The sequence below is a fragment of the Novosphingobium sp. BL-A-28-Hi1-0D genome (assembly GCF_055521755.1).
Genome location: NZ_CM145502.1, coordinates 1,253,585 through 1,269,531, shown reverse-complemented (window position 1 = coordinate 1,269,531; position 15,947 = coordinate 1,253,585). Strand labels below are relative to the sequence as shown.

The 15,947-nt window shown below is 65.3% G+C and carries 16 protein-coding genes; 7 read left to right on the top strand and 9 right to left on the bottom strand.

What is annotated here, in order from left to right; all coding sequences use genetic code 11:
• Positions 1-15: 15 nt before the first annotated feature.
• The 6 genes from ACZ1JW_RS06260 to ACZ1JW_RS06235 all read right to left on the bottom strand — a co-directional run bounded on the left by ACZ1JW_RS06260 (position 16) and on the right by ACZ1JW_RS06235 (position 6,264).
• Entirely contained in the window at positions 16-411 is a 396-nt protein-coding gene (locus tag ACZ1JW_RS06260; RefSeq protein ID WP_465142355.1) for a group II truncated hemoglobin, read from the bottom strand.
• A gap of 73 nt (positions 412-484) precedes the next feature.
• Positions 485-673 (bottom strand): hypothetical protein, encoded by a 189-nt coding sequence (locus ACZ1JW_RS06255; RefSeq protein ID WP_465124368.1) that lies wholly within the window; start codon positions 671-673, stop codon positions 485-487.
• Between the two features lie 62 nt (positions 674-735).
• Positions 736-2,331, bottom strand: a complete 1,596-nt coding sequence (locus ACZ1JW_RS06250; protein ID WP_465142354.1) for a cisplatin damage response ATP-dependent DNA ligase — start codon at positions 2,329-2,331, stop codon at positions 736-738.
• The gene (locus ACZ1JW_RS06245; RefSeq protein WP_465124370.1) at positions 2,331-3,341 is read right to left on the bottom strand and encodes a ligase-associated DNA damage response exonuclease; all 1,011 of its coding nucleotides are present in this window, start codon (positions 3,339-3,341) and stop codon (positions 2,331-2,333) included. Before ACZ1JW_RS06245 ends, ACZ1JW_RS06250 begins: the two co-directional genes overlap by 1 nt.
• 154 nt (positions 3,342-3,495) lie before the next feature.
• Positions 3,496-5,859: an ATP-dependent Clp protease ATP-binding subunit ClpA gene (clpA, locus tag ACZ1JW_RS06240; RefSeq protein ID WP_465142353.1), complete on the bottom strand. Its 2,364-nt coding sequence runs from the start codon at positions 5,857-5,859 to the stop codon at positions 3,496-3,498.
• A gap of 168 nt (positions 5,860-6,027) precedes the next feature.
• Entirely contained in the window at positions 6,028-6,264 is a 237-nt protein-coding gene (locus tag ACZ1JW_RS06235; RefSeq protein WP_465142352.1) for a DUF1192 family protein, read from the bottom strand.
• A gap of 75 nt (positions 6,265-6,339) precedes the next feature.
• On the opposite strand from ACZ1JW_RS06235, the gene ACZ1JW_RS06230 reads away from it, so the two are divergent.
• The gene (locus ACZ1JW_RS06230; protein WP_465142351.1) at positions 6,340-7,338 is read left to right on the top strand and encodes an NAD(P)H-quinone oxidoreductase; all 999 of its coding nucleotides are present in this window, start codon (positions 6,340-6,342) and stop codon (positions 7,336-7,338) included.
• 194 nt (positions 7,339-7,532) lie between these two features.
• Here the strand turns inward: ACZ1JW_RS06230 and ACZ1JW_RS06225 are convergent, their stop codons facing one another.
• The 3 genes from ACZ1JW_RS06225 to ACZ1JW_RS06215 form a co-directional block, all read right to left on the bottom strand.
• Complete coding sequence (locus tag ACZ1JW_RS06225; RefSeq protein WP_465142739.1) at positions 7,533-8,210, bottom strand: DUF1013 domain-containing protein; 678 nt, start codon at positions 8,208-8,210, stop codon at positions 7,533-7,535.
• A 170-nt stretch (positions 8,211-8,380) separates the two neighbouring features.
• On the bottom strand, positions 8,381-8,731 hold the full coding sequence (locus ACZ1JW_RS06220) for a bactofilin family protein (RefSeq protein WP_465142350.1): 351 nt from the start codon (positions 8,729-8,731) through the stop codon (positions 8,381-8,383).
• Between the two features lie 7 nt (positions 8,732-8,738).
• Positions 8,739-9,845 (bottom strand): M23 family metallopeptidase, encoded by a 1,107-nt coding sequence (locus tag ACZ1JW_RS06215; protein ID WP_465142738.1) that lies wholly within the window; start codon positions 9,843-9,845, stop codon positions 8,739-8,741.
• Between the two features lie 347 nt (positions 9,846-10,192).
• Here ACZ1JW_RS06215 and ACZ1JW_RS06210 point away from each other — a divergent pair, with 347 nt between their 5' ends.
• The 6 genes from ACZ1JW_RS06210 to ACZ1JW_RS06185 all read left to right on the top strand — a co-directional run bounded on the left by ACZ1JW_RS06210 (position 10,193) and on the right by ACZ1JW_RS06185 (position 15,946).
• Entirely contained in the window at positions 10,193-11,470 is a 1,278-nt protein-coding gene (locus ACZ1JW_RS06210; RefSeq protein WP_465142349.1) for a glutamate-5-semialdehyde dehydrogenase, read from the top strand.
• On the top strand, positions 11,434-12,138 hold the full coding sequence (locus ACZ1JW_RS06205) for a nicotinate-nucleotide adenylyltransferase (RefSeq protein WP_465142348.1): 705 nt from the start codon (positions 11,434-11,436) through the stop codon (positions 12,136-12,138). The genes ACZ1JW_RS06210 and ACZ1JW_RS06205 overlap by 37 nt, the downstream gene beginning before the upstream one ends.
• A gap of 109 nt (positions 12,139-12,247) precedes the next feature.
• On the top strand, positions 12,248-12,640 hold the full coding sequence (gene rsfS, locus ACZ1JW_RS06200) for a ribosome silencing factor (protein ID WP_465142347.1): 393 nt from the start codon (positions 12,248-12,250) through the stop codon (positions 12,638-12,640).
• A gap of 182 nt (positions 12,641-12,822) precedes the next feature.
• A complete protein-coding gene (locus ACZ1JW_RS06195; protein ID WP_465142346.1) occupies positions 12,823-13,248 on the top strand; it encodes a 23S rRNA (pseudouridine(1915)-N(3))-methyltransferase RlmH in 426 nt (141 codons plus the stop codon).
• Positions 13,249-13,256: 8 nt separating this feature from the next.
• A complete protein-coding gene (locus ACZ1JW_RS06190) occupies positions 13,257-14,471 on the top strand; it encodes a murein hydrolase activator EnvC family protein (RefSeq protein ID WP_465142345.1) in 1,215 nt (404 codons plus the stop codon).
• A gap of 131 nt (positions 14,472-14,602) precedes the next feature.
• Entirely contained in the window at positions 14,603-15,946 is a 1,344-nt protein-coding gene (locus ACZ1JW_RS06185) for a S41 family peptidase (RefSeq protein ID WP_465124381.1), read from the top strand.
• The last annotated feature ends 1 nt before the right edge of the window (position 15,947 follow it).

Sequence of the window (15,947 nt, the reverse complement as noted above, 5' to 3'; positions counted from 1 at the left end):
GTGCCCGGCTGGGAATCAGTTGCGTGCCATGCCGCGCGCCATCTGTCCCAGCACCTGGCTCAGCCCTTCGGCAATCTCGCGATCGTCCGGCGCGACATCTGTGATGGCGCGGGCCATGCAATCGGCCCATTGCGTCGCCGTTTCTCGCGTGATCGGGAAGGGCTTGTGCATCGACATCATGCACTTGCCGGGATTGGCCTCGAACCACTGGCGCGGGCCGCCGCTCCATCCGGCAAGGAAGCCGGGAAGCGATTCGCGCATGGGGCCAAGATCGGCTGCATGCATATCGCGCAGCGCCTTGTAGGCCGGGTCCGTATCCATCAGGTCATAGAAGCGGTCGGTTATCTGGCGCAGCACGTCGATACCGCCAAGGCGCTCATAGGGACTCGTTGCAGGTGCTTGGGTGGCCAAGGGTCGGGCTCCGGGGGAAGGAATCTGGAGCCTCGGTCCTGCCCTGCCGTTGTCCAAGCGGCATTGACCGGGATCAATCCCGGTGAGGAAGCGCCTTTGCGGCAAGCCCTGCCGCCATGCCACCGAGCACGGCACCGATCGCCCAGTTCGTCGCCACGGCATCCCATTGCCGATACCGCGTCCACTCGCTTCCGGTGCGCAGCGATGCCCAGGCGAGGCGGCCCAGCGCATAGGCGGGCGCGGCGAGCAGAAGGTTTGCCATTATCGTTCTCTCCCGGATAGTTACCGGGAAACGGCACGGCGCGCGCGTGGTTCCGTGAAAGCTCAGTCCGCAATCAGACCTTTGAGCGTCTCCAGCCGATCCGCTTCATGCGCTGGCTTGTCGGTGCGGATGCGGCTGATGCGGGGGAAGCGCATGGCGACGCCCGACTTGTGGCGCTTGCTGGCATGGACCGAATCGAACGCCACCTCGAATACCAGCGACTTGTCGGTCTCGCGCACCGGGCCGAACTTGGCGATCGTGTGCTGACGGACGTGGCGGTCGAGGAACTTCAGTTCCTCGTCGGTGAAGCCGAAGTAGGCCTTGCCCACCGGCAGCAGTTCCGCGCCCGCATCGGGATCGCCGTTCCAGCAGCCGAAGGTGAAATCGGAATAGAAAGATGAGCGCTTGCCGCTGCCCCTTTGCGCGTACATCAGCACGCAATCGATCAGCAGCGGATCGCGCTTCCACTTGTACCACAGCCCGGTCCGCCGCCCCGCCACATAAGGCGAATCGCGCCGCTTCAACATGACGCCTTCGATGGCGTCATCCCGCGCCCGCGCACGGATCTCGGCGAGATCATCGAAGTCCTTGGCCGCGATCACTTGTGAGAGGTCGAACCGACTCGAGTCGAGGCGCGGCACCAGCGCTTCGAGCCGTGCCCGCCGCTGCTCCCACGCCCACTCGCGCAAGTCCTCGCCCTCGTCGATCAGCAGATCGTAGAGGCGCACGAAGGCGGGATAATCGGCGAGCATTGCCTTCGACACCGTCTTGCGGCCCAGGCGCTGTTGGAGCGCATTGAAACTCGCCGCCCCCCCGATCTCGCCACCCTGATGTGCTCCACGCACGAGCAATTCGCCATCGAGCACGCAAGGGATTGTCAGCGCGGCGGTCACTTCCGGGAATGTCCCCGAGATGTCGTCGCCACCGCGCGAATAGACGCGCGTTTCGCCCGCAACGTGGACGATCTGCACGCGAATCCCGTCCCACTTCCACTCCGCCGCGAATTCCGACAGGTCGAGGCTTTCCGCCTCCAACGGATGGGCGAGCATGAACGGCCGGAACAACGGCAGCAGATCGGTTCGCGGCGGGGCCGCACCATTTGCCGCCCAGTCGAACAGCGGAATGTAGGGCGGGGCCTGCCCGTGCCAGTACTCCTCGACGTCTTCCACGCTGACGTCGAAGGCTTGGGCAAATGCCACTTTCGCCAGCCTTGCGGAGATGCCGATGCGCATGGCGCCAGTCGCAAGCTTCAGAAAAGCATAGCGACCATTGACGTCAAGACGGTCCATGAGCTCTGCCACGACGGCAGGCGCGGTGCTGCGTGTGGTGGCGTGCAGTGTATCGACCACTTCGGCGACAGTCGGCGTGGGATGTTGAACACCCACAGGTTCCGGCCAGAGCAGGCTTGCCGTCTCGGCAGTATCGCCCACGTAATCGCGGCTGAGCGTCCACAGCACCGGATCAACCCGCTCGGCCATCAGGCTGCGGATCAGGCTGGCCTTCACTGCCGGAAAGTCCAGCCCGTCGGTCAGTGCGGCCAGCGCCCAGCCCCGGTCCGGATCGGGCGTTTCGCGCAAGTAGTCGGCCAGCAGCGCCAGTTTGGCATTGCGCGATGGGGTGAGCACGAGCGCATCGAGCAGGGCGGCGAAGCGCTCCATCAGTCGTCCTCATCCTCATACCCCACCAGCGCCAGCGCGCGGGCCTTGCGCTGGGTCAGTTCGCACCAGCGCAACAGCGCTTCCTCGCGGCCATGGGTGACCCACGTTTCGGACGGGTTTACTTGCGCGATGGTCTGGGTCAGCTCGTCCCAGTCGGCATGGTCGGAGATGATCAGCGGCAGTTCCACGCCGCGTTGCCGCGCCCGCTGCCGCACGCGCATCCAGCCTGACGCCATGGCGGTGACCGGATCGGGCAGGCGCCTGCTCCAGCGATCATTGAGTGCAGAGGGCGGGCAGACCACGATGGCGTTTTCCAGCGCCGCCTTTGCCACCCCTGCCACCTGCCTCAGATCGCCAAGATCGACGCCGTGCTCCTCATAGAGCCTGCACATCCGCTCCATCGCGCCGTGCAGCCAGATCGTCTCATGATACCCGGCGGCGCGAAGCTCCGCGATTACCCGCTGCGCCTTGCCCAACGCATAGGCCCCGACCAGCACGCACCGCCCAGCGTCATTCTCGCGCGCGGCGAGAAGCTTGGCCATTTCGTCGGCAATCGGCGGATGGCGGAACACCGGCAGGCCAAAGGTCGCCTCGGTCACGAAGACATCGCAGGGCGTCACCGCAAACGGCGGGCAGGTAAGATCGGCGCGGCGCTTGTAGTCGCCGGTCACGACCACACGCTCACCCGCATGTTCGAGCAGGATCTGCGCCGAGCCGAGGACATGGCCTGCCGGGACGTAAGTTGCGCTGACACCACCTTTCAGCCGCACCGTCTCGCCATAGGCCACAGGCGTCGCGGCCGTTTCCAGTACGCCATAGCGCAGCGCCATGATCGCCAGCGTCTCGGGCGTGGCGATGGTGAGCCCATGCCCACCGCGTGCGTGATCGGCGTGGCCGTGCGTGACCAGCGCCGTATCCACCGCCCGCGCCGGGTCGATCCACGCATCGGCGGGGGCAACGTAAAGCCCGTGCGGTTCGGGTCTCAGCCAGGAGAAGTGCAGCGCCATCATCGTGAAATGGACGGTTCGGCCTTTGGGTTCCAGTGCCCTTCGTGCCGTGAAGTTGCGCTGCGCAACTTTGCATCTCTGCGGGAAACCCCTTCCGAAAAAGAAAAAGGCCCACCCCTGATGGGGCAGGCCTTGATCTCTTGCGCGAGGAAGAAGCTTACTCGGCTTCGTCGGCGCTCGGCTCTTCAGTCGCGGCGGAGCCCGCCTTGCCCTTCTTCGCCTTTTTCTTGACCAGCTTGGGTGCGGCCGGGGTCAGCTCGAAGGAGAGCGCATCCTCCTTCAGGCTGACGTGGACCTCGCCGCCATTGGCCAGCTTGCCGAACAGCAGTTCCTCAGCGAGCGGCTTCTTGACCTTTTCCTGGATCAGGCGGGCCATCGGGCGGGCGCCATAGAGCTTGTCATAGCCCTTCTTCGCCAGCCAGCTGCGCGCGTCGGCATCGAACTGGATGTGGACGTTCTGTTCGGCCAGCTGGAGTTCGAGCTGCAGGATGAACTTGTCTACCACGCGGCTGACGACTTCGGTTGGCAGGTAGCTGAACGGCACGATCGCATCGAGACGGTTGCGGAATTCAGGCGTGAACATCTTCTTCACCGCCTCATCGCCCGCGTCGGCCTTCGACACGTCGCCAAAGCCGATGCCCTGCCGCGCCATGTCCGATGCGCCCGCATTGGTGGTCATGATCAGGACCACGTTGCGGAAATCAACGGTCTTGCCGTGGTGGTCGGTCAACCGGCCATTGTCCATCACCTGCAGCAGGATGTTGAACAGGTCGGGGTGGGCCTTCTCGATCTCGTCGAGCAGCAGGACGCAGTGCGGCTGCTGGTCGATGGCATCGGTGAGCAACCCGCCCTGATCGAACCCGACATAGCCCGGAGGCGCACCGATCAGGCGCGAGACCGAGTGCCGCTCCATGTATTCCGACATGTCGAAGCGCTGCAGCGGGATGCCCATGATCTGGGCAAGGCTGCGCGCGACTTCGGTCTTGCCGACGCCGGTGGGGCCGGAGAACAGGAACGAGCCGATCGGCTTGTCTGCATCGCGCAGGCCAGCGCGGCTGAGCTTCATCGCCGAGGACAGCACCTCGATGGCCTTGTCCTGACCGAACACCAGACGCTTGAGATCGCGGTCGAGATGCTCAAGCACCTTCTTGTCGTCCGAGCTGACCGACTTTGGCGGGATGCGCGCCATCGTCGCGATGACCTGCTCGATCTCGCGGGCGGTGATGGTCTTCTTGCGCTTCGAAGGCGGCACCAGCATCTGCATCGCGCCCACTTCGTCGATCACGTCGATCGCCTTGTCGGGCAGCTTGCGGTCATTGATGTAGCGCGCCGAGAGCTCGACTGCGGTCTTGATCGCATCGGGCGTGTACTTGACCTTGTGGTGCTCCTCGAACGCGGTGCGAAGGCCGCGCAGGATCTTGATCGTGTCCTCGATGGTCGGCTCGTTCACGTCGATCTTCTGGAACCGGCGCAGCAGGGCGCGGTCCTTCTCGAAGTGGTTGCGGAACTCCTTGTAGGTGGTCGAGCCGATGCAACGGATCGTGCCCCCCGAAAGCGCGGGCTTGAGCAGGTTCGAGGCGTCCATCGCGCCGCCGCTGGTCGCGCCGGCACCGATCACGGTGTGGATCTCGTCGATGAAGAGGACCGCGTGCGGCATCTTCTCGAGTTCGGAAACGACCTGCTTGAGGCGTTCCTCGAAGTCACCGCGATAGCGCGTGCCGGCGAGCAAGCTGCCCATGTCGAGCGAGTAGATCACCGCCTCGGACAGCACTTCGGGAACGTCGCCTTCGACGATCTTGCGCGCAAGGCCTTCGGCAATCGCCGTCTTGCCCACGCCCGGATCGCCCACATAAAGCGGATTGTTCTTGGAGCGGCGGCACAGGATCTGGATCGTGCGGTCCACTTCGGGGCCACGCCCGATCAGCGGATCGACCTTGCCGTTCAGCGCCTTCTCGTTGAGGTTGACGCAGAACTGGTCGAGCGCGGTTTCCTTCTTCTGGCCCTTGGCGTCGGCCTTCTCCTCCTGCTGCTTGGGGGCCTCTTCCTCGGCGCCCTTGGGCGTGCGGCCTTCGACCTGACGGCCACCCTTGCCGATGCCGTGGCTGATGAAGCTGACGGCATCCAGGCGGCTCATGTCCTGCTGCTGGAGGAAATAGACCGCGTAGGAATCGCGTTCGGAAAACAGCGCGACCAGCACGTTCGCTCCGGTCACGGTGTCCTTGCCCGAGGACTGCACGTGAAGGATGGCGCGCTGGATCACCCGCTGGAACCCGGCGGTCGGCTGCGGATCGGCCTTTTCCTGCGTCTTGAGCGACTGGTATTCCTGATCGAGGTACTGGCGCACCACGTCACCCAGATCGCCAAGGTCCACGCCGCAGGCCTGCATGACCTGCGCCGCATCCGGATCGTCGATCAGGGCCAGCAGGAGATGCTCGAGAGTCGCGTACTCGTGGCTGCGCTCGGATGCATTGGCGAGCGCGGTGTGCAGCGTTTTCTCGAGGCTCTGGGCGAAACTGGGCATGTTGCGGCTACTTTCTGGCTGGCGCCGATGGGTTCCCTGAAGGGGAGAGTGCACACGCGTTATTAACCGTGGCTAAACCACGTGTGAGGGTGAAGACAGATGTCCTGAAGACATCGTCATATCCGGCGATATGGTGACGCCCTCCGGCAAAAGGAAGGGCGTCGCACATCATCCCGCTTCACCTGAAGGCGGGGGCTTTCCGAACAGGGCTTCTGCGGCGGCGCGATGGGCGCTGGCCTTGTCGCGATGCGCTACGGTGCGCATGATTTCCAGCTCGAGCAGGCGGATGCGCTCGTTCAGTTCATCGTGCGAATAGGGGTCGAGCAGCTCTGTTGCCAGCTGGCTGGCCAGATCCCCTTTCGGGCGAGGGCGCTCGTCAATGTCCATTGCGGGCAGTTTGTGCATTGCAGTGCCTTGCTGTCAACGCCTAGCGTGGGCTAGCCAGACGCAAATTGGTATTCGCGCGGACGAGGGTTTTGGATGAGCGGCATTCCTGCAACTATGACGGCAATCGGCTGGGATGCGCCCGGCGGGCCGGACGTGCTTCGTCCCGAACAGGTGGCGGTGCCCGTGCCGGGGCCGGGTCAGGTGCTGGTCAAGGTCGCCTTTGCCGGGGTCAACCGGCCCGACGTGATCCAGCGTCAGGGCTTCTACCCGCCCCCGCCCGATGCCTCGCCCCTGCCGGGACTGGAGATTTCGGGGCAAGTCGTCGCCATGGGCGAAGGCGTGACCTGGCCGTTCACCGGCACGATGGTTTGCGCGCTTGTCGCAGGCGGCGGCTATGCGCAATATTGCATCGCCGAAGCCGCCCAGTGCCTGCAGGTTCCCACCGGCCTTTCGCTGGCAGAGGCGGCGGCGATTCCCGAAACGCTGTTCACCGTCTGGCACAACGTGTTCGAGCGCGGCATGGCGGCGCCGGGTGAGACGATCCTCGTCCACGGCGGCACCAGCGGGATCGGCTCGATGGCGGTGCTGCTGGGCAAGCTGTTCGATGTAAAGGTCATCGTCACCTGTGGTGGCGCAGACAAGTGCGCGCAGGCGCTGGCCATCGGCGCGGCCCACGCGATCGATTACAAGGCCAGCGATTTCGTCGAGGAAGTCCGGCGCATTACCGAAGGCCGGGGTGTCGACATGGTGCTCGACATGGTCGCGGGCGATTACGTGGCGCGCAACATCAAGTGTCTGGCTGACGACGGCCGCCATGTCACCATCGCGGTGCAGGGCGGTCTCAAGGCCGAGATCAACATGGCCGAAGTCATGCGCCGCCGCATCACCCTGACCGGCTCGACCCTGCGCCCGCGCTCGAAGGCGTTCAAGGCGGCGCTCGCTTCCGAGATCCGCGAGACCGTCTGGCCGCTGGTCGCCACAGGCGAACTGCGCCCGATCATGGACCAGACCTTCCCGCTGGCAGAAGCCTCCGCCGCCCATGCGCGGATGGAGCAGGGCAGCCATATCGGCAAGATTGTGCTGGCGGTTTAGGCTGCAGTCGATAGTCGCGCTGCGCGCGATGCCCACCCCCAGCCCCTCCCGCCTGCGGGAGGGGAGTAAAAGCGCAGTGCCGTCATCCCCCCTCCCGCAAGCGGGAGGGGTCGGGGGTGGGAAATGGCGATAGCCAATGAAAAAGGCCGCCCCTTCGCAAGGGCGGCCCTTTCAAACCAGCAATCAGCCCAGCCTCAGCTGTCCGAGATGCCCTCGGCGCGGCGGGCGGCGAGCCAGGCGGCGGCTTCGGCTTCCTGCGCGGCTTCCGATGCGGCCTTGGCCGAGGCATCGCGCTCGGCGCGCAGTTCCTCGATCAGGGCATCGCGATCCGAACCCAGGCGCACGGCGGCAAGGCCGTCGTCCTCGATGCCGGCCTTCTTCGCGGCCTTGGCCACCAGCGAATCCAGTTCGCGCTGCGAGCACAGGCCCAGCGTCACCGGGTCTTTCGGGTTGATGTTCGAGATGTTCCAGTGGCTGCGATCACGGATCGCGGCGATGGTCGTGCGCGTGGTGCCGATCAGCTTGCCGATCTGCGCATCCGAAACTTCCGGATGATTGCGCAGGATCCAGGCAATGCCGTCTGGCTTGTCCTGACGCTTCGAGACCGGCGTGTAGCGCGGCCCCTTGGTGCGGCTGACCGAGATCGGCGCGCGCTGCATCTTGAGCTTGTATTCGGGGTTTGCCTGACCCTTGTCGATCTCGGCCTGGTTGAGTTCGCCCGAGTGGATCGGATCGCGCCCGGTGTACTTCTGGCCGGCCAGATCATCGGCCATCGCCTGCACTTCAAGGATGTGCAGCCCGCAGAACTCGGCGATCTGCTCGAACGTGAGTGCGGTATTGTCGACGAGCCACGACGCGGTGGCGTGCGGCATCAGCGGATACGTGGGCTGGGTGCTCACGGACAATCTCCCGGAAGAGGGACGCCGCAAATGCGGGTCACCTGAAAAGCGGATACAATAAGGGCCGCCCCTTGCGGAGCGGCCTTGAACGGGGTCGATGTAAGACGGGAATGGCGAATCGGCAAGTTTTGTTTTGGAACCCCTCAGCTGACCAGCGTGAGCGAGGGCTCTTCGCCCGCATGGACGCGATGGGCAAAGCGGCCATCGACCTGCGCGCCCTGTTCGATCGTCAGCGCGTCATAAGACACGTCGCCATGAATGCGCGCGGTCTTGAGGATCACCAGTTCGCCCGCCTCGATGGAGCCGTGGACCGTGCCCGAAAGCCGCGCGCTCTGCGCCTTGATCGCGCCGGTCACCGTGCTCTTCTCGCCCTGAACGAGCGCGGCGCAGGTGATGTCGCCCTCGACCGTGCCGTCGATGTGCAGATCTGCACTGGCCGAAAGATCGCCCTTTACGGCAACATCGGGACCCAGAACGGAGAAGGTCGCGGCCATCGTCGTGTTACTCCCCGTTGGTGTGCGCGGTGCTTCCGGCGCGGATTTCCTGAACATGCCTGTTTGCCTCAAGGAACGGGCGCGGGTTGACCGGACGGTCGTTGATCCGCACTTCGAAATGGAGATGTGGGCCCGTGGAGCGCCCGGTATTGCCGATCTTGCCGATCTCGCTGCCGGCCTCGACCTTCTGGCCAAAGCGCGCTTCGGTGCGCGACATATGCGCATAGCGCGTCATCAGGCCGTTGCCATGGCTGACTTCGACGACGTTGCCATAACCCTGCCGCTGACCGACAAAGCTGACCGTCCCTGCTGCTGCGGCATAGATCGGAGCGCCCACCGGACCGCGGAAATCGAGGCCTGCGTGGAACGCAGGGCCACCGGTGAACGGGTCGGAACGATAGCCGAAGCCGCTAGAGATGTATTCGAGGCTCGCGGGCAGCGTGTTGGGGATGCGGCGAAGGCCCTTTTCCAGTGCGGCCATGCGCTCGAGGCTCGCGCCGAGGCGGGCAAAGCGCGGATCGACCGTGTCGTCGCTGCCGGTGAACAGGCGGATCAGCGGGCCGCCCATTCCGTTTTTGGCCTGACCTTCGCGGGCCGAGGCGCGCAGCATCGCGGGGTTGAGCCCGACGCGGCGGATTGCCGTCTCGGCCTGTGCCGAGCGGGCATCGGCAAATCGGGTCAGGCGTTCGATAAAGGCGAGCTGGCGCGCTTCGACTTCGGCGAGGCTTCTGGCTTCGGGCAGTTCCATCGAAATCTTGCGGACCGTCTTCTGCGCTTCGGCGCTGCTGTCGGACACTGTGCCTTGCGGGAGGTCCTTGGGCAGTTCGCCGATCGTCCCTTCGATGGCCTTCTCGATGAAGTCCTGACGGCGGTTGAGATCGTCCGCCACGCCTTCCAGCCCGCCACGATACTTCGCAACGCGGCTTTCTGCCGATGCAACGGCGGCTTCGCGCTCAAGCAATGCGGCGCGGTCGCGCGATGCGGTGAACTGGGAAATCAGCGTTGCCGCCATGACCACGAGCCAGAGCAGCACGGCCCCGGCAACGGCTCCCGCCACAGTCATCTGCAGGCGCGAGGATATGCGGATGAACCGGACCTGCCCTTGCGAGCGCATGAAGAATTCGCGTTCGGGGAACCAGACGCGGACGCGCGCTATCGCATCAGCCACGGCTGGCACAGCCGCAAAGCGGGCAGGCTTTATGGATGGCACAGGCAGGCGACCCCCGAGTCGTTATTCGTGTGGCTTGGTTAATGCAGTTCCCGTCGCGGCGCGGACTAGCCGCCGGGTTCCCGGCTGGCGAATCGGAATCCCGCCAAGTGCGCCGAGTCGTGTGAGTCCCCCGATGAATCGTTTGCATTCTTGTGATGCACCGCATTGCCGCATGTGCACCATTCTCCGAAGCGCTCGCGCCGTAATCCATCCGGATGACAGGCCTTGCCCCCGGTGCTAGGGCGCATCGCATGTCTACTGCATCCGTGTCCCAGCCCGAATCCGTGACCGATCTTGTCGAAGGTCTCGCCCGTTCTTCCCGCGCAGCCCAGCGCGTTCTGGCGCGGATGGATTCGCCAGCCAAGGAACATGCGCTCAAGCTTGCCGCCGCAGCCCTGCGCGCGGCTGAGGCAGACATTCTGGCGGCTAACGCCCGCGACATGGCCAATGGCGAGACCAACGGCCTGACCGGCGCACTGCTCGACCGGTTGAAGCTTACGCCCGAGCGGCTTGCAGGTATTGCCGATGCGGTGGAGCAGGTGGCCAGCCTTGCCGACCCGGTCGGGGAAGTGATCTCGGAAGGCTCGCGTCCCAACGGAATGGTCCTGCAGCGCCTGCGCATTCCTGTGGGCGTCATCGGGATCATCTACGAAAGCCGCCCCAACGTGACCGCCGATGCCGCCGCGCTCTGCGTGCGCTCGGGCAACGCCACGATCCTGCGCGGCGGGTCCGAGGCGGTTCATTCAAACCGGGCGATCCACAAGGCGCTGGTTTCAGGACTCGTTGAAGGCGGCGTTCCCGCCGAGGCGGTGCAACTCATGTCTACGCAGGACCGTGCCGCTGTCGGCGCGATGCTGGCGGCTGCCGGGCTGATCGACATGATCGTGCCTCGCGGTGGCAAGAGCCTCGTCGCCCGCGTGCAGGCCGATGCCCGCGTGCCGGTGCTGGCCCACCTCGATGGCATCAACCACACGTTCGTCCACGCCGCTGCCAATCCTGCCATGGCCAAGGCCATCGTGCTCAACGCCAAGATGCGCCGCACCGGCATTTGCGGGGCGATGGAAACGCTGCTTATCGACGCGACCTATCCCGATCCGCACGGTCTCGTCGAACCGCTGCTCGATGCCGGGTGCGAATTGCGTGGCGATGCCCGCGCCCGCGCCATCGATCCTCGCATCGTGCCGGTCGCCGCTAACGACTGGGACACCGAATATCTCGACGCGATCCTTTCGGTTGCCGTGGTCGATGGCCTTGATGAAGCGCTTGCCCATGTCTCGGCCCATGCCTCGGGCCATACGGACGCCATCGTGACCGAGGATCAGGCCGTGGCTGACCGCTTCCTCACCGAGGTCGATAGCGCGATCGTCATGCATAACGCCTCAAGCCAGTTTGCGGACGGAGGCGAGTTCGGCCTCGGCGCGGAGATCGGCATTGCTACGGGCCGCCTGCATGCTCGTGGTCCGGTCGCGCTCGAAGGTCTCACCACCTACAAGTGGCTGGTGCGCGGTTCGGGGCAGGTCCGCCCCTGAAAGCGCCTGCGGCTCCCCTGACCGGCCTGTTCGGCGGCAGCTTCAATCCTGCGCACGGCGGCCATCGCCGGGTCACGCTGTTTGCGATCGAGGCGCTCGGGCTTGATGAAGTGTGGTGGCTGGTCTCGCCCGGCAACGTGCTCAAGCCGGTGGAGGGTATGGCCCCGCTCGAAGCGCGAATGGCATCAGCCATGGCGATGAGCCGCAATGCGCCGATCCGCGCGACGGCAATCGAGCGCGAACTCGGAACGCGCTTCACCGTCGACGCACTGCGCGCGATCAGGCATCGATACCCTCGGCGGCGGTTCATCTGGCTGATGGGCGCGGACAACCTTGCCCAGTTCCACAAGTGGAAACACTGGCGACAGATCGCGCGCGAGATGCCGATTGCGGTGATCGCGCGTCCGGGTTATGATTCGGCTGCCTTGGCAAGTCCTGCCATGGCCTGGCTGCGCCGCTGGCGTCAGCGGCCCGGACAGTTTGTTTCCGGCGCAATGCGGAGCGCTCCGGCGCTGACCATTCTTCGCTTCGATCCTGACCATCGGTCCGCCAGCGCGATTCGCGCCTATGATCCTGATTGGTCGCACCGCATGTCCGCTGCGGTCCTGCGCGATGCCGTCACGCATCGTCAGGTAAAAGGATCGATTGTAAAGCGAGGAAAATCCTGACCGCGCAATGCCTTTGCTGCCCTTCCACCATGGGGTGGAGAGGTGAAACTCTTGCGCGTTCCAACCGTTATTCCTTGACTCTTGAGCCACGGAGGCCATTTCGCGCGACATGACCAGCGTTCAACCGCTGTCGGCCAAGGCCGACACAGCCCAAAAGACCCCCTACACGCCCGCCGCGCTGCACGATCTCGTGCTGCAGTCGCTTGACGATGATCAGGCGCAGGAGGTCGTTTCGATCCCGCTCGAGGGCAAAAGCTCTGTGGCCGATTACATGGTGATCGCCTCGGGCCGCTCGACCCGTCAGGTCGCCTCGATGGCGCAGAAGCTGGCCGAGCGCATCAAGCACGGCGGCTTCGGCCACGTGCGGATCGAGGGGCTTCCGGCGGCTGACTGGGTGCTGATCGATGCCGGCGACGTTGTCGTCCACCTCTTCCGCCCGGAAGTGCGCACGTTCTACAACCTCGAACGCATGTGGGCCTTCGGAGACGCGGGCGCGGCGTAACTTGCGGTACGCCTTTGGCATCCGCCAAGGGCTTGCGGCGCGGCTTTCTGTTTTTGGCCCACTCCCCGGCCCGACCACCCAGAGCCTACCCGGTGAGGTGATCGTGCCGGGGGAGCGGACTGGTGCCGCTGCTTTTTCGCCAAGGGATTCTCTTGTCGCCGATTCCCGGCTAGACCAGCCCCATGCTGCTCCACGTCATCGCTCGCGGAAAGATCGGCCGTTCGCCCGAGGCGGAGTTGGTCGAGCGCTATGCCAAGCGCATTTCGTGGGGCTGGAAGGTCAGCGAACTGCCTGATCGGGGCGGCACTGTCCCGCAACCCTCGCAAACCCCATCGCGCACCGTGGCGCTTGATGAGCAGGGCAAGCAACTCACCTCCAGCGAGTTTGCCGCGATCCTCGGGCGTTGGCGCGACGATGGCGTGCGCGAGACGCGGTTCCTGATCGGTGCGGCGGACGGCCATGATGACCCTTTGCGTGATTCCGCCGATCTCCTGATCGCTTTCGGCAAGGCCACCTGGCCGCACATGATGGCCCGCGCGATGCTGGCCGAACAGCTCTGGCGGGCAACCAGCATTCTTGCTGGCCATCCCTACCATCGCGAGGGATAGCTGGCGGCATGACGTCACGTTTCCTGTTCATCGCCAGCCTGTTGGCCCTCGCCGGGATTGTCGGCTGGCAGGCCACCGCACAGCAGGGCACGCCCTATGCCGACGCGGGCGAGGCCGGTGAGGTCCTGCGCCGGGCAGGGCAGGCCCTCGCCCAGTCGCGTACCCGTGCCGAGCAGCTCGAACTGGCCGCGCGCAAGGCAGGCGCCGAAGCGGATCGTACCGCGCAGGAAGCCGCCGCCGTCGCCGCACGCATTCAGCAGTCCGAAGCCGAGATCCAGCTCGCGCAGGCCAAGATCACTCTGATCGACCGCCAGCGCGAACGCTTGCGCGCTCGCATGGCCGAGCGGCAGGAGCCGGTCGTGCGGCTCACCGCAGCACTGCAGATGATGGCCCGCCGCCCGCTCGCTTTCAGCCTCGTCCGCGCCGAAAGCTTGCGCGATACGGTGCACTTGCGCGCGGTGATGGAGACCATGCTCCCCGAAGTCCGCCGCCGCACCGCAGGCCTGCGCGCCGAAATCCTGCGCGGTCGCCGCCTGCAGGACGAAGCGCGCCTTGCCGCCAACCAGCGGCGCGAGGGAGAGAAGGGCCTCGCCGCGCGCCGCATAGAGCTTGCCGCACTCGAAAGCCGCCAGCGCCTCGCCTCGCGCGCCGCACAAGGCGTGGCGAGCCGTGAGACCGACCGCGCCCTCGCGCTGGCCGAACAGACCCGCGACCTCTCGGCGCTGATGTCCCGCCTCGAAGCCGATGGTGCCCTGCGCCAGAGCCTTGCCGCACTCCCGGGCCCGGTGCTGCCACCCTCTCGCCCCGGTGAAGTCCTCCGCGTGATCGACGCGCCCACACCGCTGGCGGCAACGGGATCGCCAAAGCTCCCATGGATCATGCCCGTCTCCGGCCAACTCGTGGCCGGCTACGGCGAGAAGTCCTCGACCGGGCTCACCACTGGCGTAGCTCTCGCTCCGGCGGGCGGCGCGCAGATCATCTCCCCCGCCGACGGGCGCATCGCCTTTGCCGGCCCCTATCGCGGCTACGGGCGGATCGTGATCATCGAGCATGCGGGCGGCTGGACCACGCTCGTCACCAATCTTGGCCAGATCGCCGCAAGCGTGGGCGAGAAGGTGGTGCAGGGCTCGCCCATCGGCACGGCCGGGCCTGGACGCCCGGTGCTGACGGTTGAGCTTCGCCGCGATGGCACCCCGGTCAATCCACTCGATCTGCGCGGCTGAAGTCGGCGCTGGTCGAAGCATATCGGCGGTTCATGGCGCTTGCCCTGTCCCAAAACCTCATCTGGCGTTAATTCATCGCCGGTTATAGAACACTTGCAATGAATGCCTCTTCGCGAAAGGCCCCCGGGCACATGAAGTTCGCCCCCTTCCTGCGCGCAACCGCGCTCGTCACTGCCGTCGCGCTGATTCCGGTGGCGACCACCGGCCTTGCCGCGGTCGATGCAAAGTCCGGCCCAGAATTCGGGAAGTTGATGGCCGTCTATGAGCGGATCAAGGCCAACTATGTCGAGCCGGTTGACGACGACAAGCTGCTCAAGGGCGCGATTGACGGCATGCTCGCCACGCTCGACCCGCACAGCGCCTATCTCGATGCCCGCGATTTCGAGAACCTGCGCACACAGACCGAAGGTTCCTACGGCGGCCTTGGCCTGTCGGTGACCATGGACGACGGCGCGGTCAAGGTGATCGCGCCGACCAAGGGCAGCCCGGCTGACCTCGCCGGGGTCAAGGCTGGCGATTTCATCACGCACCTCGATGGCAAGCTGATCTATGGCGGCTCGCTCGACGAGGCGGTTGACCAGATGCGCGGCGTTCCCGGCACGCAGATCAAGCTCAGCGTGTTCCGCCCCGGCCGCGACGAACCGTTTGACGTGACGATCACCCGCAAGATCATCGAACTGAAGCCGGTCGAGTGGGAACTCCAGGGCAACGTCGCGGTGATCTCTGTCTCCAGCTTTAGCGCCGACGTCGGTGCCTCGGTCCAAAGGGCGTGGAACGATGCCAGGGCCAAGGCTGGCGGCAAGGTCACTGGCCTCGTGCTCGACCTGCGCGGCAATCCGGGCGGCTTGCTTGATGAAGCGGTGGCCCTGTCTGACCTGTTCCTCGATCACGGCACCATCGTCTCGCAGCGCGGCCGCTATGCGCGCGATACCGAAGTCTATCCCGCCGAGATCGACACCAAGGGCGACATCGCCAAGGGCGTCCCGATGATTGTGCTGATCGACGAGGGCTCGGCCTCGGCTTCCGAAATCGTTGCGGGTGCCCTGCAGGACCAGCACCGCGCCGTGGTCATGGGCCAGCGCAGCTTCGGCAAGGGCAGCGTGCAGACGCTGATCCCGCTGACCCGCGATACCGCCGTAAAGATCACCACCGCGCGCTATTACACGCCTTCGGGCCGCAGCGTGCAGGAAGGCGGCATCGATCCCGACATTGCCGTGCCGCAGATTTCCGACCCCGACCTGCGCAAGCGCCAGCTGCGCTCCTACCGCGAGAGCGACTTGCGCGGCCACCTGATCAACGAGATCAAGCTGGACGACAAGGATCTCGAAAAGGACAAGGTCGAAGACCCACGCTTCAAGATGACGCCGGAAGAGCTGAAGGCCAAGAACATCAAGGATTTCCAGCTCTACTACGCGGTACAGACGCTGGGCCGCACCGTCCCGAGGAGCGCTCTTGCCGCAAAGCTGAAGCGGTAAT